General features: G+C 37.8%; 17 protein-coding genes. 8 read left to right on the forward strand and 9 right to left on the reverse strand.

All coding sequences use genetic code 11. The annotated features are described in order from the left end of the window. Positions 1-2 precede the first annotated feature (2 nt). Positions 3-695: a phosphoserine phosphatase SerB gene (serB, locus tag MSBRM_RS17710; RefSeq protein WP_176722177.1), complete on the reverse strand. Its 693-nt coding sequence runs from the start codon at positions 693-695 to the stop codon at positions 3-5. 415 nt (positions 696-1,110) lie between these two features. Here serB and MSBRM_RS17715 point away from each other — a divergent pair, with 415 nt between their 5' ends. Then, positions 1,111-1,941, forward strand: coding sequence for a F420-dependent methylenetetrahydromethanopterin dehydrogenase (locus tag MSBRM_RS17715; RefSeq protein ID WP_048122364.1), 831 nt, complete (start codon positions 1,111-1,113; stop codon positions 1,939-1,941). Between the two features lie 505 nt (positions 1,942-2,446). Here the strand turns inward: MSBRM_RS17715 and MSBRM_RS17720 are convergent. Then, positions 2,447-2,872 (reverse strand): DUF2111 domain-containing protein, encoded by a 426-nt coding sequence (locus MSBRM_RS17720; RefSeq protein ID WP_080941603.1) that lies wholly within the window; start codon positions 2,870-2,872, stop codon positions 2,447-2,449. Between the two features lie 80 nt (positions 2,873-2,952). Then, entirely contained in the window at positions 2,953-3,615 is a 663-nt protein-coding gene (locus tag MSBRM_RS17725; protein WP_048122366.1) for a DUF166 domain-containing protein, read from the reverse strand. 178 nt (positions 3,616-3,793) lie between these two features. Here MSBRM_RS17725 and tmk point away from each other — a divergent pair, with 178 nt between their 5' ends. Next, positions 3,794-4,411, forward strand: coding sequence for a dTMP kinase (gene tmk / locus MSBRM_RS17730; protein WP_048122368.1), 618 nt, complete (start codon positions 3,794-3,796; stop codon positions 4,409-4,411). 42 nt (positions 4,412-4,453) lie between these two features. Here tmk and MSBRM_RS17735 read toward each other — a convergent pair whose 3' ends face one another. Both MSBRM_RS17735 and MSBRM_RS17740 read right to left on the reverse strand, forming a co-directional pair. After that, the gene (locus tag MSBRM_RS17735; protein ID WP_048122370.1) at positions 4,454-4,714 is read right to left on the reverse strand and encodes a hypothetical protein; all 261 of its coding nucleotides are present in this window, start codon (positions 4,712-4,714) and stop codon (positions 4,454-4,456) included. Between the two features lie 283 nt (positions 4,715-4,997). After that, positions 4,998-5,732, reverse strand: coding sequence for a HisA/HisF-related TIM barrel protein (locus MSBRM_RS17740; protein ID WP_048122371.1), 735 nt, complete (start codon positions 5,730-5,732; stop codon positions 4,998-5,000). 112 nt (positions 5,733-5,844) lie between these two features. Here MSBRM_RS17740 and MSBRM_RS17745 point away from each other — a divergent pair, with 112 nt between their 5' ends. Together MSBRM_RS17745 and MSBRM_RS17750 are read left to right on the forward strand one after the other, a co-directional pair. Continuing rightward, the gene (locus tag MSBRM_RS17745) at positions 5,845-6,549 is read left to right on the forward strand and encodes a (5-formylfuran-3-yl)methyl phosphate synthase (RefSeq protein WP_048122372.1); all 705 of its coding nucleotides are present in this window, start codon (positions 5,845-5,847) and stop codon (positions 6,547-6,549) included. Between the two features lie 96 nt (positions 6,550-6,645). Then, positions 6,646-7,200, forward strand: coding sequence for a metal-dependent hydrolase (locus MSBRM_RS17750; protein WP_048122373.1), 555 nt, complete (start codon positions 6,646-6,648; stop codon positions 7,198-7,200). Between the two features lie 97 nt (positions 7,201-7,297). Here the strand turns inward: MSBRM_RS17750 and MSBRM_RS17755 are convergent, their stop codons facing one another. Then, positions 7,298-9,094 (reverse strand): hypothetical protein, encoded by a 1,797-nt coding sequence (locus MSBRM_RS17755; protein WP_048122375.1) that lies wholly within the window; start codon positions 9,092-9,094, stop codon positions 7,298-7,300. A gap of 1,080 nt (positions 9,095-10,174) precedes the next feature. Beyond that, positions 10,175-11,071, reverse strand: a complete 897-nt coding sequence (locus MSBRM_RS17760; RefSeq protein WP_048122377.1) for a polysaccharide deacetylase family protein — start codon at positions 11,069-11,071, stop codon at positions 10,175-10,177. 946 nt (positions 11,072-12,017) lie between these two features. Here MSBRM_RS17760 and MSBRM_RS17765 point away from each other — a divergent pair. After that, positions 12,018-13,556, forward strand: a complete 1,539-nt coding sequence (locus MSBRM_RS17765) for a right-handed parallel beta-helix repeat-containing protein (RefSeq protein ID WP_230629032.1) — start codon at positions 12,018-12,020, stop codon at positions 13,554-13,556. A gap of 161 nt (positions 13,557-13,717) precedes the next feature. Here the strand turns inward: MSBRM_RS17765 and MSBRM_RS17770 are convergent, their stop codons facing one another. After that, positions 13,718-14,101 (reverse strand): serine O-acetyltransferase, encoded by a 384-nt coding sequence (locus MSBRM_RS17770; protein WP_080941604.1) that lies wholly within the window; start codon positions 14,099-14,101, stop codon positions 13,718-13,720. Between the two features lie 849 nt (positions 14,102-14,950). On the opposite strand from MSBRM_RS17770, the gene MSBRM_RS17775 reads away from it, so the two are divergent. Continuing rightward, positions 14,951-17,038: a disaggregatase related repeat-containing protein gene (locus tag MSBRM_RS17775; protein ID WP_048122381.1), complete on the forward strand. Its 2,088-nt coding sequence runs from the start codon at positions 14,951-14,953 to the stop codon at positions 17,036-17,038. Positions 17,039-17,473: 435 nt separating this feature from the next. Here MSBRM_RS17775 and MSBRM_RS17780 read toward each other — a convergent pair whose 3' ends face one another. Beyond that, positions 17,474-19,075, reverse strand: a complete 1,602-nt coding sequence (locus MSBRM_RS17780; protein WP_230668971.1) for a glycosyltransferase family 2 protein — start codon at positions 19,073-19,075, stop codon at positions 17,474-17,476. A gap of 1,422 nt (positions 19,076-20,497) precedes the next feature. Here MSBRM_RS17780 and MSBRM_RS20925 point away from each other — a divergent pair. Next, positions 20,498-20,689 (forward strand): hypothetical protein, encoded by a 192-nt coding sequence (locus MSBRM_RS20925; RefSeq protein WP_176722145.1) that lies wholly within the window; start codon positions 20,498-20,500, stop codon positions 20,687-20,689. Positions 20,690-20,811: 122 nt separating this feature from the next. Beyond that, positions 20,812-22,749, forward strand: coding sequence for a hypothetical protein (locus MSBRM_RS17790; RefSeq protein WP_048122383.1), 1,938 nt, complete (start codon positions 20,812-20,814; stop codon positions 22,747-22,749). The last annotated feature ends 34 nt before the right edge of the window (positions 22,750-22,783 follow it).

The raw sequence follows: 22,783 nt of genomic DNA on the forward strand, positions 1-22,783 counted from the left end.
CTCTATTGTTCGATGTCAACATGCTGTGCCTGATTACAACATTGATAAGAAAGAGATTCAAGAACAGGGATAACGGCTTTAAGGTCTTTTTTTGTTATGACCACATCCGCATATTCCCTCAGGATGGGCTTGGGATTGAAAGCTATAGCAAAACCTGCTTTCTCAAAGACACAGGCATCGTTTGCGCCGTCCCCGACAACTACACATTGCTCCGGCCGAACCCCATTTAGTCGGGTGAGTTCTTCAAAAACCTTTGCTTTGGAGTCACTCTGAGTGATCGGGCCGACAACTTTGCCGGTAAGAAAGCCGTCTTCCACAAGCAGTTTGTTGGAAACAATGAAATCAATGCCAAGCGCTTTGCCTATCGTATCGGCAGAAATGGTAAATCCACCGGAAATCATTGCAGTTTTATAGCCCCTACTTTTGACATAAAGGATAAGTTCTGCTGCTCCCGGCATCAGATTGATCTGGTTTACCGCATCAAGGGCAGTTTCAAGAGGAAGTCCCTTAAGAAGCCTGACCCTTTCAATAAGTGCTTGCTCAAAATCAAAGTCTCCATACATCGCTTTCTTCGTAATCTCCTCTACTTTGCTTACAACACCTGCAGCCCTGGCGAGCTCATCGATAGTCTCAGCGTCTATAAGGGTGCTATCCATATCAAAAACAATCATTTTGTTTCCAGTAAAATTATGCATAGGACAGTTCACTCAATCAAAACCTGGACCTGAATAACTATTAGATATAGCGGGATAATTTCCCGAAAAAGGGCATGCTGCCTGGTGTACCTTCTTCAGGGGTACCCCCGCAATTTAGTATAATAAATTTGCCCTGACATTAAAAGCCCACCAACGGATAAAGTTTTCAAATTATAATACGGGTTCTGTGAACAAGACCACAAAACAACAGCAATGATGTCAACGTTTTTGAGTGAAATAAATCACATCCTTTTTAAGCTTTTCGGAGGAGCAAAGAAAGATATTGAATAATAGTTATATATCACATACATTTTTATAAAAGAAGGTTGATAAGGATATAACCTGCCAAAAGGATTATAAACCCATTAGGAATTCCATTATTTAAAAAATTGGTTAACACAGGATTTTGAGAAAAATGGTCAACATAGGTTTTATAAAAATGGGCAACCTGGGAATGAGCCAGGTTATCAATCTGGTCCAGGATGAAATTGCAGCAAGAGAGGGAATTACGGTACGTGTATTTGGTACAGGTGCCAAAATGAGCCCTGCAGAAGCTGCAGCTTCTGAAAGTTTCAAGCAGTGGGATGCAGATTTTGTGATAATTATCAGCCCAAACGCAGCAGCTCCGGGTCCCAAAGCAGCTCGTGAAGTATGGAAGGACGTCCCTTGCATTGTGGTCTCAGATGGTCCAACAAAGAAAGAAGCCAGAGAGGCTCTTGAGAAGGCCGGTTTCGGATATATGATCCTCCCAGTAGACCCTCTTATCGGAGCCAAGAGAGAGTTTCTTGACCCTGTAGAGATGGCATCCTTCAATTCCGATGCAATGAAAGTATTATCCGTTTGTGGTGTTGTTAGACTCGTCCAGGAAGAACTGGACAAGGTAACTGACCAGGTTGCTTCCGGAAAATCAGGAAAGGAGCTTGAACTTCCACACATTTTTGCAAAACCCGAAAAATGTGTTGAGTACGCAGGCTTTGCAAATCCCTATGCAAAAGCAAAAGCTCTTGCCGCCCTTCACATGGCTGAAAAAGTAGCACAGGTTAACTTCCCTGCATGTTTCATGTTAAAGGAAATCGACCAGGTGTGCCTGACAGCAGCAGCTGGACACGAAATAATGGGAGCCGCTTCACAGCTTGCAATACAGGCAAGAGAGATTGAAAAATCCAATGATACCGTATTCAGACAACCCCATGCAAAGAACGGTACCCTGCTGAAGAAAGTAAAATTATACCAGAAGCCAGAGTAAAACCGGAAAAATTTAAGGTTTGAACAGGAAGCTTAAATGGAGGAGCGAATAATTCTCCTGGGAAAGTAAGCGGGAGCTGGTCCTCCAATAACCACTTTTTTCAATTAACATGCAATTGGCAGGTAATTTTTCAATTTACTATTCAAATGTCAATAATTTTTCAGTTTACTATTCAAATGTCAGTGATTTTTCAATTTATTATGAAATTCATTTTTCACATATGCCTTCAAAAAGAGAACATGTTTTTTGATATCGTTTTTGGAGAATTACTCGAAATTTGCAGTTAACTTGAAAATTTGCGGTTATTATCTCAACTAAAACTTAGGTAAATGATCGCTGGAAGTTTTCAATGAAGGCAAAAGGTCGAAAATATGGGGTACTTCAAAAATACACTTTTGAGTAACCAAGACGATTTTCAGAAAAAACGATAGCCAGAAAAAGGATGAAAATTAAAAGAACATCTGTGAAAGGTCAGATGCAAACTTCAGGTTATATATTACGACCTTTATTTTTTAGCATATTCGACTTCTTCCAGTACCGATGTATATTCCTGAAAAACAGAGTGAAGATCTATAGTAGCCAGTATGTCCACAACTCCAAGAGCTGCAATAACTTCTCCGTCTTTCGAGTGAATGGGAGCAACAACTACAGGTTTTCCACTGTACACTCCTTCCGTAGGGACTTTGTGGACAACTTTGTTTGTTTTCAATACTTCTTCGAGCACAGGCCCTGTGTAGTCTCTATCAAGGATTTGACCTTTTTCCAGGCGAAGTCCTTTTCGCTTGAGACTGCGAATGGTTGTAGGAAGTCCAATGACCGAGTGTACTGCGACTGCTAGTGTCTCGAGGTCTTCGGGCCCTGAATCTTCTGAGATAGATAGGGTAGTAATCTTTTCACCCCTGTAAATTACTTGAGACCGGCCAGGACACAAAGTAAAGGCTCCTCAGAAATGAAAAGCTGAATCCAACTTTCCGGTCATATTTAGAATATGTTTTTTCAAAGAATATATAATCACTCCTCACTTTCAAGAGCTTTTATAAACGCCTGTTTATGCAGTTCCCCTGACTCATGGATCCCACCAATCTCGCCACGTGTCGCCCGACAGGGGTAATGCTGGATCAACAGCCCGGCTTTGGGAGGTGCATCTTTTATTTCCGTTCCGACTATTTCCTCTGCCATATACCAGGTACTCCCACATGGAGCGCCTTTTATTACCTTGACATCGGCAATTTTTCCATCTTTTGTTTTTACCTTCAAGATAGGAGACCCAAAGAGTTCTGCAAACGGCCTGTTGAAATCATTGGGTTCAAGACTACAGCAGATTTCATCTACCTCGATATCCATACCTGAAACTTCGGAGATCTTTTTGAGTTCGGGAACTGAAGCTCTGGATGGCCCACCCGGTACTATAAGAGAACGCACACCAGCTTCTGCCGCAAGCTTTGCAATTGCAGATGTCAAATCCGGATGCAAAGAGTAGGTAATTATAATTTCGGCAGAGAACACATGTTTATCGAAGTTAAGAGCTTCCAAATATTCATCAGGCTCTTCAATAAATACAGGCACGAATTCAGGCAGATCCGCAGTTACGATTGAAAAATCACTGTACTCCCTGATAGTCTCAATAAGGCGGTGCCCGTACTTACCCCGCGTAATTACTCCTATTACAGTCATATTATTCTAATCTATTTTTAATATTGCATAAATAGATACTTATTTTGTCTAGAATTTAGCCCTGAATTGCCAATTATATATGGAATTGAGACCTTATAATGAGTCCGGAAAGCCTGTAGATTATAAATACAGATAACGCGTTTCACTAAAAATCTCTAAAAGAAAAAAGACGATATTTATGAGAGGGAAACTGATCACACTTGAGGGCATTGACGGCTCAGGCAAAAGCACAGTTGCAGAAAAACTTCAGAAGAATCCTGAAATTAAAGCCTTTAAACCTGTTTTTACCAGGGAACCAACAAGAGGTACTCTAACTGGAAATGTCGTGGAAAAAGCTATTCAGTCAGATACTGATCAGCTTGCCGAGCTTTTCCTTTTTACAGCTGACCATGCCGAACATCTGGCAAAACTTATAAAACCTGCACTTGAAAAAGGAAAAATAGTAATTTCTGACCGCTATTCCGACAGCCGATATGCTTACCAGGGCATGACCCTGAAAACTCACCTGGAGAATCCTCTTGAATGGGTAAAGGATCTGCACCGGGGTTGGACTATTGTTCCAGATCTGACCTTTCTCTTTGATATCAGGCCCGAAATTTCAATTGAACGCTGTGGGAAACGAGGAGAACAAAGTAAGTTCGAGAAATTAGAGTTTTTACGGGGAGTCAGGGAGATTTTCCTCAAGCTTGCGGCAAACGATCCAGAACGTTTTATTGTAATCGATGCTTCCCACTCTCCCAAATACATAGAAAAAGAAGTTGTGAAAAAAATAATGGAGTTCCTGAGCAGGAACTGACCAGATTCAATAATTGAACCTAAATTAAAACCAAAATAACCATTAGAGGCCGTTATCATCCGCAAATTTGATCAGAGTTTCTCCCAACATCCTGACATGGGCGGGGTTAAGGTTGAACCTGGACCTCTTTACGCCTCCCCGCTCCTTTGCAAGTTCGACATACTCTTTCTCAAAGCGTTCACTATGCGCCAGAGAGACCGTCATATACCAGCCTCCTCCCATCTTAATCTCCACATATCCATCTCCGCTTGTCTCCTCAGCGTTTTCCTCAATATTCTCTTCAGATGTATCCTTCTTTACCATATTTAAACCTCATAATTTCCTGATTTTAAATGAAATCTGCAACTTTTCTCAATACTAAAATACTCGATTATATACAAGACATATAGGGTTGAAATAAAAGGATTTCCAGGTAACAGTTAGTTTTTATTATCTGATTTTTATTTTGTTATTCGATTTTATTTTGTTATTCGATTTTATTTTGTTATTCGATTTTATTTTGTTATTCGATTTTATTTTGTTATTCGATTTTATTTTGTTATTCGATTTTATTTTAAGTCATCCGATTTTATTTTGTTATTCGATTTTATTTTAAGTCATCCGATTTAAGCCCTGAACTCATCACGGATAGAGGAACCATTCCCGAATGAACGGCAGTTGCGACCAGAGCTCCTTTTATCCCGAGCTTATCAAGAGTAAAAAGATCCTCCATATCCTTGACCCCTCCGGCAAGAAGCACGCTATGCCTGGAACATTCAACCAGTTTTCGAAGGAATTCAGGGTCAAAGCCTGAGGCTGTTCCAACCCTATCAAGGTCAAGGAAAATAAGGTCTTTTAAGGGTAAATTATTTAACATTTTTACTATTTCAAAAGGAGACTCCGGGAGCTCAGGATCATTATTCAGAACTTTACCATGCTTTATATCAATGCTAACACTGATCCTTCCGGAGTTTCCATAAGCAGCATCCTTTATTGCCGAAAGCGTACCTGTTTCTGTGCCTATTACAGCAGTTCCTGCAATAGAAAGGGCTTTTTCCACGTCCTGTGAAGCCGAGATCCCAAAATCAAGCATTGTGTCTACCTTTGAGCTTACTTCCCGAATTACTTTGGTATTCGTTTCGAGAGGCCCTTTACCCTGAAGCACGTTAAGGTCGGCAATATAGACTTCCCTCGGACGCAGGAGTTCCACTATGTCCACAGGGTCCGAGCTACTACACACAGTACTTGAATCTGAAACCGGACGGTATTTTTCCCTGACCCCACCCTTTGCAAGAACTACGTTACGGTTAAATATATCCATCACAAAGACTACTCGGAACATACTTATTCAATAGCTGTATCATCCTATAAAAAAGTATAAAATAAAGAATATTGTATAAAAAGAATAATATTCACTGTAAGATTCCAATTAGATGTTTATTTAGAGGCTTTATATGAAACTGCTTATAAGTCCAATTAATAAAGAGGAAGCAATAATTGCTTCCAGAGGCGGCGCAGACATTGTAGATGTCAAGAACCCTAAAGAAGGCTCCCTTGGTGCGAATTTCCCGTGGGTAATAAGGGACGTAAAGGAAGCTGTAAACGGTAGACAGCCCATAAGCGCAACTATAGGAGATTTTAACTATAAACCAGGAACTGCTTCCCTTGCAGCATTTGGAGCAGCCGTTGCAGGGGCAGATTATATTAAAGTTGGCCTTTACGATATCCAGACTGAAGATCAGGCCTTCGAGCTTATTACAAAAATAACAAAGGCTGTAAAAGACTATGACTCAACAAAGAAAGTTGTTGCCTCAGGATATTCGGACTACAAGCGCATCAATTCAATTTCTCCATTGCTGCTTCCTTCAATCGCCGCAAAAGCTGGGGCAGATGTGGTGATGGTTGATACAGGAATTAAGGATGGAAAATCTACCTTCGAATTTATGGACGAGGAAGAACTTAAAAGGTTCACAGACCTTGCCCATGGATGTGGACTTGAAAACGCGATTGCAGGCTCCCTGAAATTTGAGGATCTTCCAGTGCTTGAGAAAATCGGACCGGATATTATCGGGGTCCGTGGTATGGTCTGCGGAGGAGACAGAACAAATGCAATCCGACAGGAACTGGTAGAAAAACTCGTAGCTGAATGCCAGGCTTGAAATACTTTTTTAATTTAAGATTGAAGTTCTGTACCGGCAGGTCATCAGGCAGGCCTGCCGAAAAAGAATTATAAGTAAATAACTATTTTTGACCTGATGTTTATTTTCGGACATGTTGGGATTACTCTGGGGGTCTTTTATCTCCTGAGCCGATTATTTTCAAAAAATAACTTCTGGGTAAAGGTTCCGTGGATTGCATTCGGAGCGCTCCTTCCAGACTTTATCGATAAACCTCTTGGCAGGATAATTCTTGCTGAAACCATAGGAAGCGGACGAATTTTTGCTCATACTCTACTTTTTGGCCTTCTGCTGGGCCTGGCAGGGTACTATCTCTATAGCCAGGGGAAACCTGAACTCCTGATTATTGCAGGAGCATCTTTTTGTCATATTTTTGAAGATCAGATATGGAACAGCCCTGAAGTATTTTTCTGGCCGCTTCTGGGCTGGGGGTTTCCGAAAGACACGATTTCGGCAAGTTTTATTGAGTATCTTATGATAATTCTTAGTAGATCATACAACCCCGGATTTACAGAAGTTTTTATCTCAGAAATCGTCGGACTGATTATAATTGTCCTTCTTACTGGCAAATATATTAGCGAAAAGAAAAAAGACAATTTGCAGTGTAAAAAAGAGAAAAAGTTAAACATTTAAAAGAAAATACAAATATTCGAAAACTGGAAGTTACCTTCCTTAGAACTGGAAGTTACCTTCCTCAGAGACCGGATCTCCAGACGAAACATAGGGGAGTTTACGAAACATATTCATAAATTTTGATATTAAGGGAATCATAGATCTTATATACAGGATCCGCAACCTGGGATTTGAGGGTGCCTCCACCTGTAGAAACTGATGTTTTATTGGATCCCTGCCCCCTGGTCCTCAAAGCCTCAGAATAAGTTGTTTCCGCAATATAGAAAGTTTCATTTTCTGCTACTTTTTCTATAGAGATACCGCCTTCAGAATTATTTTTAGAGGTATAAAGAAGCTTTTGGGAAACATCATCAAGATCAGTCCGACTCATATTGCTGCCAGGTATCTCAGGCTGGGTGATGATTTCATACTTATCTGTACAAGACATAACATATGGATAAGCTTCTCTCACACCAGACAACCACTGAATCCCATCTGCCTCATTTTCCGAAATTGCTTCAGAAACTCCACCTGTATACGGCGAACTGAAACAGGTGAAGAATCCCAGTGTCCAGAGCAGACAAAGAACCAGCACTGCAGAGCCAAGGCCAAGAGTATACCCTTTTCGAAGGAAAATAATGTAAAGGGAATACCCCAACAAAGGAATCTGGGCAAAAATAATGAAGCTCAAATTTGCAAACTTATCTGGAGGATAAGGAATGAAGGGGTTTAAAAGAAAAGCAAGCTCCAGGAAAAAGGTTACTATATAGAGAACCAGAAAACGGGGGTACCTGCGAACAAAATGCTGGCAAAACCTTTTACGATTCTGCCATACGATTACGGAATTGATCAGAATAAAAATCAAAGGAATATAGTATTTGCCGTAGTAAAGATTCAAGAGATGCACAAACTCGAAAAATCCGTTTTCAGTTGATGGAAATGTGGAAAAACCTGCAGTCATTAGCATTTTAGTGCGCAGGATAAGATTTGAAATAGATACATCAAAGAACTGAAGAATATATTTCGCACAAAGCAGGAAACCTACCAAGATAAGTGACAGAACGGCAAATATAGATATTTTTTTTCCTGCAGGGTGGGAGGCGTCAGAGAATAGAGAGTTGAGACTCAGGGTTTTACGGACAAATCCGAGCTTCGGTATTTTGCTCGAGAAGACAAGGGACAGGGAGAAACAGGCAAGATATGCAAAAATAAAGGGATGAGCTAAAGGAATCAATGGTATCATGAAAAGAAGGCAAACAGCCATTGCCCTGTTTTTATCCGAAATTACTTTTCTCAGCACAAGAAGGTACAGAGGTATCAGGCAAAAACAAAGATAATAAGGAACTGATGAGGTCTGAAAATGGCCAAAATATGGAATAAGCGAGGAGAGAAAAGCTGTTAAGACCAATTTTTCCCTGCTCATAAAGATCCGATAGAACAGGAACATTCCAGTAATAAACATTATTGAAAAAAATACTGGCAGGAAGTATGAAAGTGCCGATGTTTCCAGGCCTGAAACCTGAGCCAGGGCTGAAACGAGCAGAGGACCCGTGGGAGAAAGGTTGGAAAAGCCCGAAAGGTTACAAAATGAACCCTGTCCTGCAAGCCCGAGGTAAGAAAATTCCTCTCCCCTGCCTATTGAAACATAGCCAAGCATGTGAGGAGTTATCAGTACTGCAGTATGAACAAGAAACAGTATAAAAACTGCACTCATTTTTCGATATGCAAGAAGCAAAACGCAGGCTGAAACGTAACAAAGGAGCAGGGTAAGGTAAAAATGAAAAGGAAGCTGTTCATAGATATCGACTGCATATCCTTCGGGCTGAATTCCCCTGAGAATAAAAAGACTATAAACTAGTAGTAATAGAGAAATTGAGGTTATAAGGTTTAATATGTTATTAGTAGTTTTAGACAATGTGTCCCCCATCCTTTTTGAAAATTGCAGAGTCCAGTTTCCGCACCTAACTATGATCTATTCCTGAAAACTTGGTTTCACTCTTAAAGAGGTTTTCTTTTACAGGCAGCACACAGGCCCAAAAACTTTCGATCCGAAGATTTTGTTTATTTAGTTCTCCTCTTTCGTATTCTTCCTATATTCAATCGGCCCAACAAATAATTAATGGTTGTGCCCTAAGTGAAGTTTGATATACCTGCCTTAACTTAATTAATGTTTTGATGGGTTAAAATTTTTCAATAATTAAAGGCTTTCGGGTACTATAAACTTATTCAGAGACTTTAGTGTTTCTGTCACAGGTAACTCACAGTATATTAATTATATCCTTCTTGAGTACAAATCCTGCTAATACTATATGCAGTTTTAGCCTTACGAAGTGAACATCATTTATAGATTTATTTGTTATTTCTGCCAGCACTGCATGCCCCAAATCCAGCACTACATGCCCCAAATTAATCTTTCAGAAGAAAGCATTCGTTTAGATCAGAATAATTAAGGTTTCCCCTGAGAAGTAGATGGAACGAGGGAATACATGGATAGATATGCTGTAAAATCGTATAAATTAGGTACAATTAGAATCTAGTTAAATGAGCAAATAAGAGTTACGATATAAATATTTATCTTATATAATTAATATGCGGCGTTGATAATTCTTTATTATATGTTTATTTTTTTATATGTTTATTTTTTTATATGTTTATTTTTTTATATGTTTATTTTTTTATATGTTTATTTTTTTATATGTTTATTTTTTATTATACTTATTATTATACTCGTTGCTATGTATTCTTCTGCAATATTATTAACTTATTGTCCTTTAGATTGCACATCTACCAGGATAGATATACAGAAGAAAAGCTAGGAGTTAAGAAAAAAATCAGTTTGGCAAATACTTCGATCACTGTAAAAGCATATTGTGGATTCAAAGCGACAACTAGGACTAGAGGAGTAAATAAGACATAATAGGATATGGTTTAAAAATTTAGACTTATCAAGACCACGTTCAAATTTTCAGTTAGATATAGAAAACCTTTCTAAAGGCTATATTTCGGGGTAATCCCTCAGGCACACTTTTTTAACATCATTAAGAGCTTTCAGAATATGACGAATTCTGCGTTCTACAAGCTTTCCTTTCATACACCAGTAAAATGGCCTGTTGTTCCCTACTGAAGGAAATTTAGTACAGGAAATATCAATTGGGTGGAAATAAAAGATAGTATGTCCTCTTTTCAAACTCTGGATAAGCCCATTCAATACCAGAGGAGCTCCAAGAAAGCGGAGTATCGGGCCTCCTGAAGCTGGAATTTTAAGTACATTCTGATAATATGCCCAGGGAAACTCAATAAAATTTCTATCGCCGCCTACCTCAAGCCCGTTCTTTAAAGGGTAGTAAGGAAAAGATGAGACTGTCTTAAGGAACGAATCTGTTTTATTATAAAGAGAATTTACGGAAACTGAGGAATCATATTTGAACCCGATGTTTTCAAGTGAATCCAACATCCAACCACCTACAAAAGCATTTGGTGCCCTGTAACCTGCTACTCTCTCTCCACTAACTTTTTCAAGAATTCTTTTCGCAAGAAATGTTTTCTGTTCGAATTCCTCGTTACTCATTAATCGTTCCTTTGTCTCAGGATTGATTTTGCAGGCGTGATGCAGGCCATGACATGCAATTTCATGCCCTTTTTCCGCAATTGACTCGACAAGTCCAGGATAATGTTCTACAATATCCGCAACTACAAAGAAAGTAGCAGTTACGTTGAACTCATCGAGAATATCCAATGCCCGTTTTGTAGGTTCAGTAAGGTAATCGTACCTACCGTCCCATTGTTCAAAAAACTCATTCACAGTCCTGTAAACAGCGTAAGGAGAACTGCAGACTGAAGGAATATGGTACCAATCTTCAAGATCCACTGTAACTGAAAAACTCCCCCTCATAAGACCCCGCCGCGCGACCAAATGCGCTTATAATGACATAACAAATTTCTGACTTATAGTGAAATTACATGCGAATAGAAGTAAATGAGAAGCCTACTTTGTAAAAATTGTGATGCTTATAAAAGGGCAACAAGAGTATAAAAAAATTTTTGATGATTTAATTGAAATAAAAAGTTGGAAATAATCTTGAGAAGTATTTTTATATTTAACACTGAAAATTTAATTAAGAGTCCAAAAGGACAGATGGATATAAATATAGGATCAATAGACAAATTTTTATTTTGAGAACCTGGAGAGACTGATAAAATTTAATTTGATATTATTTATATCTCATAATAAATTACTCGAAAATGCAGGAATCTTTTATAGTATGTCCGAGCCACGCCCGAATCCTACAGAATAAGTTGCAGTGTGATATCTGACACTAAAGGAACTATAAAAGTTGAAACCGAGATAAGTGTTACTATTTTGCAGGAAGATTGAAGAAACAGCTAAGAATACATTGCCCGAATCTAATTTCTTTACATATAAAGAATAAGTTTACTGTATAAATTTATTAACTAGTGATCATTGCTTAAAAATTGTAGGATCAAAGTTCATTAGCGCACCTCGCTGCAAGTAATGGAGTATTCAACTGAAATAAACTTCTTGTATACTGCCGTAATTAATAGATCTTGTTTTGTATGTTTTCCAGAAGCTTTAGAGGCTTTAAGAAAAAGAAGCTGGTAAAGTTTTACATTGGTTAACCATACAGTCTACGAGATCAAAAAGAAATATTAATCTATATGCTAAAATTTAACTGATAATATTCTCTGAAGATAGCTTTTTTCATGCCTTGAGAGTTGAGACTAAAAAAGTATAGGAATAAGAATGAATGGAAAAAGTCTGAGACATCGATGGCAAAAAAAGAAAAAAAAACGTATTCTACTTTACAATTTTAGTTTTTTTGATCGCATTAGGGACAACCGCTCTTTCCACAACATCGCCTAGTATAACTGTTTATGTTTCTGCCGACGGAAGAGGGAATTTTAATTGCGACGGAAGTAATGACCAGATAGAAATAAACAAAGCTTTCACATATGTTGCAGAAAATCCTCAGTTCACAACCGTTTATCTGAAGGGCCCCAATACATACATCATCTCGGACAGTATTTTACTTGGAAACAACACTATTCTGGCAGGAGATTCTACAGCCGTAATCAAACTTGAAGATAAAGCAGGCTGGTCAAGGAATAAACCCCTAATTACGCAGATGAACAGTTTTGGAAATCAGAATATCACTATAAAAGGATTCGAAATCAACGGGAATCATGACAAGAACAAAGAAAAAAAGAGAGGAGAGGGATATTACAATCAGATTTGTTTCTCTAATTCCAGCAATATTCAGGTTCACTCTATGTACATGCATGACGGGCATGGAGATGGGCTGAAGATAGAGAGAAGCTCTAATATTCAATTTTACGATAACCAAGTATATAAACTGGGGCATGATGATCTTTTTGCCACCGATTGCCTGAACGTTGAAGCCTGGAATAATACAATAACCTGCAGGACTAACAGCGGTTTTAGAGTATGGAACTCAAACCATGTAAAATTCCATGATAATGTAATAGATTCCTTTTACCACTGGAGTGCAGGCGGCTCTGGAATTCAGATTGAGAAAACAACAGGCGTAATGAATGACATAGAGGTGTATAATAATACTATTCATAACACCTATGGACCCGGGATATGGCTGTTAGGCTATGGTAATTCTTACCCCAGGGAAGAGGCAGAGAATGTACATATTCATCACAATATTTTCTATAGCACCGGCACTAACCCAAACATAGATTGGGTAGGTGGTATAGTAACAAGTGGATTTTACAATACCCTTGTTGAGAATAATGTATTTGATGATACGTATCATGCTGCAATTGTCCATATGTATCCTACAGATGCTTCTACCGATCTTTCACCCAAAGATACAGGATATACCACAATTATCCGCAATAATATTATTGTAAACACGCTGCAACGTAAGAAAGGCCCTGACGGAACGGGATACGCAGTGATTAATTCTCTGCCTGAAACGCATTCCTTTGTGCTTGAAAACAACTGCCTTTACAATAACTCCGCAGGAAACTACAATAACGCCAGCTCGACAAGCAACATCTGTGTAGACCCTCACTTTGCAAACGAGAAAAATCACGATTATCATCTGAAATCAACAGGTGGAAGATTGAATGGAAAAACGTGGGTAAAGGATACTGTAAGTTCTCCATGTATCGATGCCGCTTATCCGGACTCTGACTATTCAAAGGAGCCAGGAAATAGTGGAAATAGGACCAACATAGGCAGGTATGGAAATACTGAATGGGCTTCTATCTCAGGAAATAGGCTCGGGTATGTTGTATGGTGGAACCAGCTATTTTCACCAGAATGGAAAACTTTCAGACTGCTACTGAAGATGTTTTTCTTATTCTGCTTTAATGTGTTATATTAAAGCTTCCTTAGCTTATTTTAGTAGCAGAATATTTAGCTAATTAGAAAAAACAGGATTTTATTTTAGTAGCAGAATATTTAGCTAATTAAAAAAACAGGACTAAACAATATATAATATTACCTGAACGTGATGTTCATTTACGGAGTGTTCACTTATTAGAATCAGGGATTATTTTTTGCAATTTGCGTAGCTGCAACTATAATACCATCTGATCCTTTAGTGCTTATTTTTTCGGCAGGGATACCTGCAATCGAGATACCTTTTTCATAAAACGATTTATTTACGACCGAGTTTGCCCCAATCGCTATATCGTCGGCAATTACGATATTTCCAAAAATTTTGGCACCAGGCCCGATATATACATTATTTCCAATTTGTGGGGCTGAAACTTCAGCCCGGCTAGATCCTATATTAGTACAGGCATGTATTCTGCAGTTTTCTCCAACCCTGGTATTTTTGTTTATAATGATAGTTCCTCTATGGGCGATACACAATCCTGGACCAAAGACATTTATTGGGATACTGAACCCTAGATGGACACTCATCGTGTAGAACCTGAATAATAAGTATTTGAGATATAACTTGGAAATTAGAGATTTCTTGCAGTTGTTAAAGTACTCAGTTTTTCGTAGTAATCTCTGAAATTTCCATATATCGTCACCAATTAGTCTAGGGCTTCTACAGTGTTTACCTAAAGAAAACTTGTCTGCTCTGACATAGAAATCGTAATCTGCTTTTGATTTAATAATAACTATACCCCTGTACTTACTTTTGCAGAATTTAGAAGTTTCGATATATCCTAGAATCTGCTAAGTTTAACTTCCCAAACACCCTGACGTGAAATATAGGCAAACCGATAAACCCTATGGATTAAAGAGATTTACGAGCTCAGAAGCCTAATACATACAACCGTAGACAATTCAGTTAATTATGGCAAGGATTTATATAAAAATTAGAGTAAGAGTGCTTCTTATAAAGATTACTTATTAATGGTTAGTTAGTTTTACTCCAACATTAAAGTGAAAATTAACAAGCTAATTTTTAAATTAGAGTTGACCTCAAAACTCAAAATTACATCTCATAATCCACATTCTGAAAAATCGATCGAGTTTTTTATCGTGGGAAATAGTTCTGAATATCCTATCAATTTGGAAATAAAATTGATTTTGGGATGAGCTCATTCAAGAAATTAAAATCAAATAAATTTTAAAAATTTAGACTTCCCATGAGTTTACTTTAATTTTCAAAGTTAAGATGTACTTCTTAGAACTCTAGTCATGGAATTTAAACAACAGGAAGAATGCAAATATTTTCAAGGAGGTTTTAGTTACAGTTTTGAAAAGATAAATTTTTTAATATTGAGGAATTATAGTTCAATGTATTGGGGATTTGAGATGAATGGAAAGGAGCAAACATATGAATGGGGAGACAAAAAAAAGTTATTGTTTCTTAGTATAATTTTTGTTTGTATAATTGTAAGTATAACCCTTACTCTATCAAAGACATCCTGTACAACAGTTTATGTTGCTACCAACGGGAGTGGAGACTTTAACTGTAATGGAAGTGACGATCAGGTAGAGATAAACAAAGCTCTTGCATATGTTGCAGAAAACCCAAAATTCACAACCGTTCATCTGAAAGGCCCCAGTACATACATCATCTCGGACAGTATTTTAATTGGAAACAACACTATTCTCGAGGGAGATACGACAGCTGTAATTAAACTTGAAGATAAAGCAGGTTGGCCTCTAGAAAAACCTATGATTACGCAAATGGACAGTGCTGGAAATCATGATATTACTATAAGGGGATTTGAGATTGACGGAAATCACGACAAAAATAATGAAAAGAATAGGGGGAAAGGATATCACAACCTGATCAATGTCCTTAATTGCGAGAATATACAGGTTCACGATATGTATATGCATGACAGCCATGGCGATGGGTTTAAAGTCGTAAAATGTTCAGGTGTTAAGTTTTACAATAACCGAGTATACAAGTTAGGGCATGACGTCCTCTACGCTATCTATTCTTCGAATATAGAGGCCTGGAATAATAAAATAACGTGCAGAACGAATAGCGGTTTGAGAATTTACAATACAAACCATGTAAAATTCTATAACAATATAATTAACTCAGAAGGAGAGGGCGGGGCAGGAATTGAAATCCAGAAAATTGGCCCGTCAACTGTGATGAATGATATTGAAATCTACGATAATCTGCTATATGAGACGAACGCAGCAGGTATATGGATTACAGGCTACGGGGCCGGGTATTCAAAAGATTCTGCAAAAGACATATTCATACACCATAATAAATTTTATAAAACCGGTACTAACGAGGGTGCGGACTGGGCAGGGGGCATAGTGCTTAATGGTTTCCAAAATACCTTGATAGAGGACAATAAATTCGATGGATGCTATGGAGCTGCTATTGCCCATAAACAGGTCAGTAATGAATTTTCGGCCCCAGGTTCAGGCTATACAACTATCGTGAGAAATAATATAATAATTAATACACAGTCCAGTCCTGCAGCTGGGGAAGGATATGCTGTATACAACCAGCTAAAAAATACTCATTCCTTTATCCTGGAAAACAATTGTCTTTCAGGCAACGCCGGTGGGAACTATATGAGTGCAAATTCTACCTCAGACATTGAAGCTGACTCAGAACTTGCAGCAAAGTTGAACACCAACGAGACTTTGGGTAAGGACTTTCCCTGGAGTGAAGCTATGTCTACTGGACCACAGACGCCTTATGAGATAAATGAAAGCAAAGTCCAGACCGAACAGGAAGAAAGCTTCGAGTTGAGCCTTAAAAAAGCTTTTTCAGAGTTTAGAAAGTTCCTGAAAAAATTATTATTAAATATTTCGATGCAATTTGATAAGGCAGAAAACCTCAAGGTTGCTTTACCTTTCATTATTTCTGACAATCGGCTGAGAGAAGAAGCCCCAAATACCACTTTTAGTGATAGTGAATATATCGATGTCGGAAAAAAATCCGATGGAGGCATTTACAGAGGTATTATAATCTTTGAGCTGAGTTCACTTAATCATACTGACCAGGTTGAAGAGGCCACTCTATCTTTATTCTGGTACTACCCGGAGAACCAAATAAGATCAAAGGATACTATACTGGAAGTATACAGACCTATGAAATGGTGCAGAGAACATGTTACCTGGCAGCAGAGGGAATCTAATGACCCCTGGAAAAACTCTGGAGGGGACTGGTATGACAGGAATGGGGTCTTCCAGGGAAACACCCCATATGCCACGATAACTATCAGTGGAGACGAGAACCCTGATAACCGCTACTACGATCTGGATGTAACAGAACTTGTGCAGGAATATATAAGTGGAAAGTATGAGAATACAGGTTTCCTTATAAAGGCTCGTGAGGAAGATGAAAACTATATAGCGTTCTACAGTTCTAACTGGCAAAATAAAAGTCAGAGACCCAAACTCACTATAGAGTATATCTGAATGTCGATAAAGTTAGTCTGGAAATAGTTTGATTCATGAAGAAAAAAGCAACGTTTAGATATAAATAAAGAAGTATTTAATTTTTAATGCTACACTTCGTACATCTAGGATTACATTGGGGGTTACCTTTAGTGTTTGGGATTTCCATACCCCAACTGAGGGTTCTGGTAGATCCGAAATATCTCTTTATTGGAATCTCCTGCCTAACTTAATAGACAAAACAATAGGGAAATCGGGCAGTGTCTCGGATTTACTGTAAAATTGAAGCAAAGTTTTTGAATACTATGAAGAAATTGACCTCCAGAGAGAGATTTTCTATTCAATAACTTTTTGAGATTTGTGATTTTACCGAAAAATCGGTACACTGTCATTCAAAAAGGAATGTATGAAAAAGGAAATTAAAACAAAAAATCCGGAAGAATAATCTTCCGGACTTTAACGAGCAAGTCCTACTCTTTCATTCATTTTCTTCTCGACCTGCATATCGAAAAGCATTCCGAAAAGGAGCATCTGAAGCCCCATGCCCAGTACAAGGAAACCAAGCAGAGGATAGTAGGAAGGAAGAGGATTTTGCAACAAGACCTGCAAAAAGCCCCAAAATCCTAAAATAACACCCACAGGCAAGGCAACCATTCCAAGGAAATAAAATAGTACAAGTGGATGGAAGTCCAGCACCGTATATTTGACCCTCAGTCTCCATAGAAAACCTCTAAAGATCATAGGAGCTACTTTGCGAATAAACTTGCCGTAGTGAATCTTCGATCTCTCTCTACCATACCGGGCGGGCATTACCACATCTATCACTCTCATTCCAAAGGCATTAAGCTTGATCAACAGATCGTTACAATAGCCATAATAAGGATAGACTGAGTCTAAATCGATGACCTCCAGGGCCTGCCTGGAAATAGCTGTATATCCATTTTGAGGGTCCATAACCTGCCAATAACCGCTGCCTATTTTTGTAATAAAGCTGAGGAGAAGATTTCCAAGAGATCTCCATTTGCTCATTCCGGCCCTAAAATTATCAGTGAGTAATCTGTTGCCTTTTGTATAATCAGCTCTTCCTTCAATGATTGGAAAAATCAACCTGGGAAGTTGAATAGGATCCATCTGATTATCTCCGGCCATAACCGCAACAATGTCCATCTCGTCTTTCAGGGCAAGTTTATACCCGTCAATTATTCCTGCACCTACCCCTTTGTTTACTTCATGGAGCAAATAGACGATTCTGGGGTCTCCGAACTTTTTTACAATTTCTCCTGTCCGATCTATACTACCATCATCGATTACGTAAATTCGGTCCACATATTCAGGGATACCACTTAGAGTATCACCTATAAGCAACTCCTCATTATAAGCAGGCACAACAACTCCAATACGCGTGCTCTCAAGCTTCCTGAATATAGGATCCACATCAAAACTCAGATAGTTAACCTTGAGTCCTTCGGTTTTCGCTGCAGAAAGCAAAGACTTTAAAGTTAAATGCTGCCCACTTGAACTGATTTTCTGCATTGAATCCGCAGCTATTGCAAGAAAGCCTATTTTTTCCTTAAAAGTACTTTTTCCATTAAAGAGCATTACTGTTTCCTGCTCACAAGAAATGCGACAGGGCCACGAACCCACAGATAGGTCAAATCCGTGTCTTAAAGGCTCAAGGACATGAGAAAGCAAATCCATATCCTGTATGCATTCCGGATAGATAAGAACCACAAGTTCAGAATCAAGAGATGCCTTGTAGAGGACATCAAGTAATGCCTCCTCCCCACTGGAAACAGGAACAACTCGTGCCCCTCCCAAAGCAGCTACTTCCATAGTTCGATCGGTAGAGCCTTCATCAAGAACGAGTACACGGTCCGCGTAACTTGCCGCAATCAAGACTTTGCTTCCAATTGAAGTTTCCTCGTTCTGAGCTGGAATTAAGACGGTAAATTCATGCCTGAGCAACCTATCGGGAAGTTGAGATGACGAAGATACTATGCTAATAGGATCAGAGATTAGAGAATTAAGACCAAGAGTAAGGGCTGAAAACAAACCCAATCCACCCCCTTATACATATGCATATGCTATAACCCCCTTTATCTGTATAAGTGGAAAAATATTAAAGGCTATCATACTAAAAATTGTTGTAGTAATATATATATAAGGTTAACATTTAACAAAGATATTCGCGTAAAAATATTAATAAGGAAAAATTATCCTTACAAATGATCTCTATGAACAAAAATAAAAGAAATTAATTGACTGGCTAAGACCTCCTCATACAATCAATAGTAGACAAACCGTAATTTATATAAGTAAAAAGATATAAAAATATAAAAATATATGATTTATTCATATAAATAGTAGATTTATAGACAAATTGAGCAAATTTTTACTGAACTGGTTTTTTAAATAGAATATTTTTCTATTTTTTTGAAAAAATGATTTTGAAGATGTAAGACTAACGAAAATAAAATCGAAGAATGATTCAAATAGAAAAGAACAAAGCTTGCCACTGAAATAATTATTGAAATAAGCATTAATGTATTGTTAAGGCAATTTCACAAGTCTAGCAAGGGTTTGAAGTGTATTGAGAGAGATAATTTCATACGGTATAAAGGTGTTTGATGCTTCCCTGCAAACTATAATTCCTAATATCGGATAAGCCGAAACTTAGTGAGCAACTTTCTAGAAGGCAGCTACCAGAAATACTAAGGATGGAAGATACTGAACAACTCAAATATCAGCAGGCAAAATGAGCAAAATAGTACAATAGTGAGAAAAACTAGAAAAAATATTAGTTAGATGCCAAAACATACATCACAATAATTTTTATGTATCAAGAGGCAAACATTACATAATAATGATGACTGAAGAACCTTTACATATCGACACGGCGATAAAATATTTCTGATTATTCCGTTATTAGTATGGCAAATCTAATAATTAATAGAATAATTTATCTTTTTTTAGATAACTAAAATGAAACATTTTTTATAAAAGATGACAGAATATGGAAAAACCTGTACTGGAGAGATAGAAGACAAAATATTATAACAGTTAGGATTTGAAAGATATAAGATATCTGTGAAAAATATATATTCGGGGTTTCCGTGGGGACGAGATTGATATGACAGAATCATCGAGATAGGTTCCTAAATAAAAATAACAAAAATAGAGTGGACCAAATATTTAATAAAGTTAAAGATCCAAGAAGTATGGTTAAGGGGGATACTTTGATCAAAAAAGTGAAACAAGACAAAGAGCTGTGGTAGCTGTTTACAAAAATGCGGGTCTCAGCTATGATTCCACTTTCGGATACCATGATTGTTTCAGGTTCAGGAATGGAATGCACCATCCTTTCAGTCCATATAACCTTAACACAAGAAAAAAATTGATATCCTTGAAATCTCACTGAGCATAATGGATACCACTCTTTTCAACCAGATGCATCTCTACTTCAATCAAGTATGGAAGCTTATGGAAAAACTCATTGATACAGTTGAATTTCATAGAGGCGTACTTGCGGTTCTCTGGCAATACATATATGCAAGGGGATTCCTGGAATTTTACAAAAAATTTTTCAGTGCTGCACTGAAAAGGTTGCCTGGAACATCGGGAACTGAAGTATACAGATGGTGGAAGAATAATATAGAAGTTAAAGCAGGCTGAAATGAGAAAGGAAAAGGACATGAAAGGGGAGAAAAAGTCCGTAAAAAGTCATTTGGAATTACAACAAAGAATATTTTGTGTTGAAAAAATAAGTTATAAAAATTATTATGTTGTGGGGTTGTATGGAAACTGCAAAAGGGTACGTGGAGAGAGTTACAACAAATCTTGATGTGATTCTCAGCGTCATGGGATTCGGTTTAGGATTATTAATTATCTCTTTGTACTACATCATCGACCTGAACCAGAAAGATATTGGAATTGCCATTCTTTCCTCCTGTTTGATCTACTTTATATTTAGAAATAAATTTAAGAGTGAGACCGCAATATCTTCCCGAGAAGACAAATTTAAAAGTATACTGGAAATCTCGTTTTATCTCATTTTTCTGGCATGCGTTTTCATATATAGCACAAATCTGTACTACAGACCGATATCTTCCTTTATATTGATATGTATCCTTGCAGCCATTATCGCCTCCCAGATTCTTTATGTTAGAGAAGGAGACGGAGTTACCTCTTTATTATTGCAGATATTCCTGCTATCAATTCTTATCAGAGTTGGAATTTTTTATAATTTTCCAAGTCTAATGGGATATGATGCTTATTTCCATGCCAGTATGGCAAGGGCAATTACTGATACCGGATTTGTTGCTCCGATTGAAACAAGCAGTAAGTACTTCTACTACCCACTTTTTCATATTTTTGTTTCAATTATTCAGGTAATGAGCGAAACCGACATCAAAGACGCAATATTTTATTCCATAGGGTTTGCCAGTGTTTTCAGTACTGTAGGCATTTATCTAATAGGAAAGAAACTTGAAGGCGTTCAAATGGGGCTGCTGGCAACTTTACTGATAAACTTAAATAATCATAATATCGTCGCAGGCATTACGAATATAACTCCTGGTTCTCTTGTTCTTTGCTATTTTATATTCATTATATACGCGATCTTTAGCGAGAAACAGAGCTTGAGGTATACAGGATTTATCCTGTTAATTACTGTTCTAATGGTTCTGACCCATCAGTTGACAACTTTTGTGGTATTTCTTTCTTTAGTCTCAATTTGTGCAGGCAAATATCTGCACAATCATGTATACAAAAGTCTTTTCGCGAAAACAAACAATTTTAATTATATCCTCTTCTTTGTTATTAGTTTACAAACATACTGGATGTTTACGTATGTTAACTCAAATACCTCGTTTCTTGAAATGGTTCTCAGTCCTCTAATGGATGTCCTTCAAATCGGATCAAGCTACTCAAGTGCTGAACTTATTATGGGTCCCTTAAATAATCAGGAAACACTGGAAACGCTCTTACTCCATATAAGCTATCTTGCTCTACCTTTTTTCGCAATAGGAGGGGTATTAGCATGGCTTTCTCGCGAAAATATCAAAAAAGTCAATAAGTTTTCTATTGCTTTAGTTGTTATAATACTGTACGGTCTTGCCTATGGAATTCCTTTACTTGGAATGAGGAATTTCCTTACAAGCCGATGGTTCCCACTGATAGCAGTGTTCCTGGTACTTGTATCCGCCTCATATATGTTGAAATTGGTAAGTCTCCTTGACTCAAAAAAAGCAAAGATCCCTGTGATGTTCACAATTATTCTTCTATTTTCGTTTGTAATGGTTACAACCCCAGGCATAAATAAAGACAACCCACTTGTGGCAAAGGACACAACCGTAAGAAACCAGTTTAAAAGTATTGAAATCGAGGCCATTAAAACAGTAACCGTAAAGTGCTCTGGTAATATTTTGATGGATTCCCCATATGACAGTTGTCTTTTTTACAGGGACAGAGCATATGATACCAGGAACGCAACATATTTTAACATTCAGCATATACAGACTGGAGAGATTGATGGCGATCCTACGATTTTGCTGAGAAAATCAACTGTTAAAGAACCTATCTCTATCAATGATCCTGAACGCTATGGAATAAATATTATCCAGACATTGCCAGAGGGATTTTTCAACAGATTCAACGCACATGATTATGCCCGAGTATATGATAACGACGAGGTATTTGCTTACACAAAGGAAGGAAAAACGACCCGAAACTGAGAACCCAAGATAATCTTCGTTACTTATTGCGGAA

Source organism: Methanosarcina barkeri MS (assembly GCF_000970025.1).
Lineage (GTDB): Archaea > Halobacteriota > Methanosarcinia > Methanosarcinales > Methanosarcinaceae > Methanosarcina > Methanosarcina barkeri.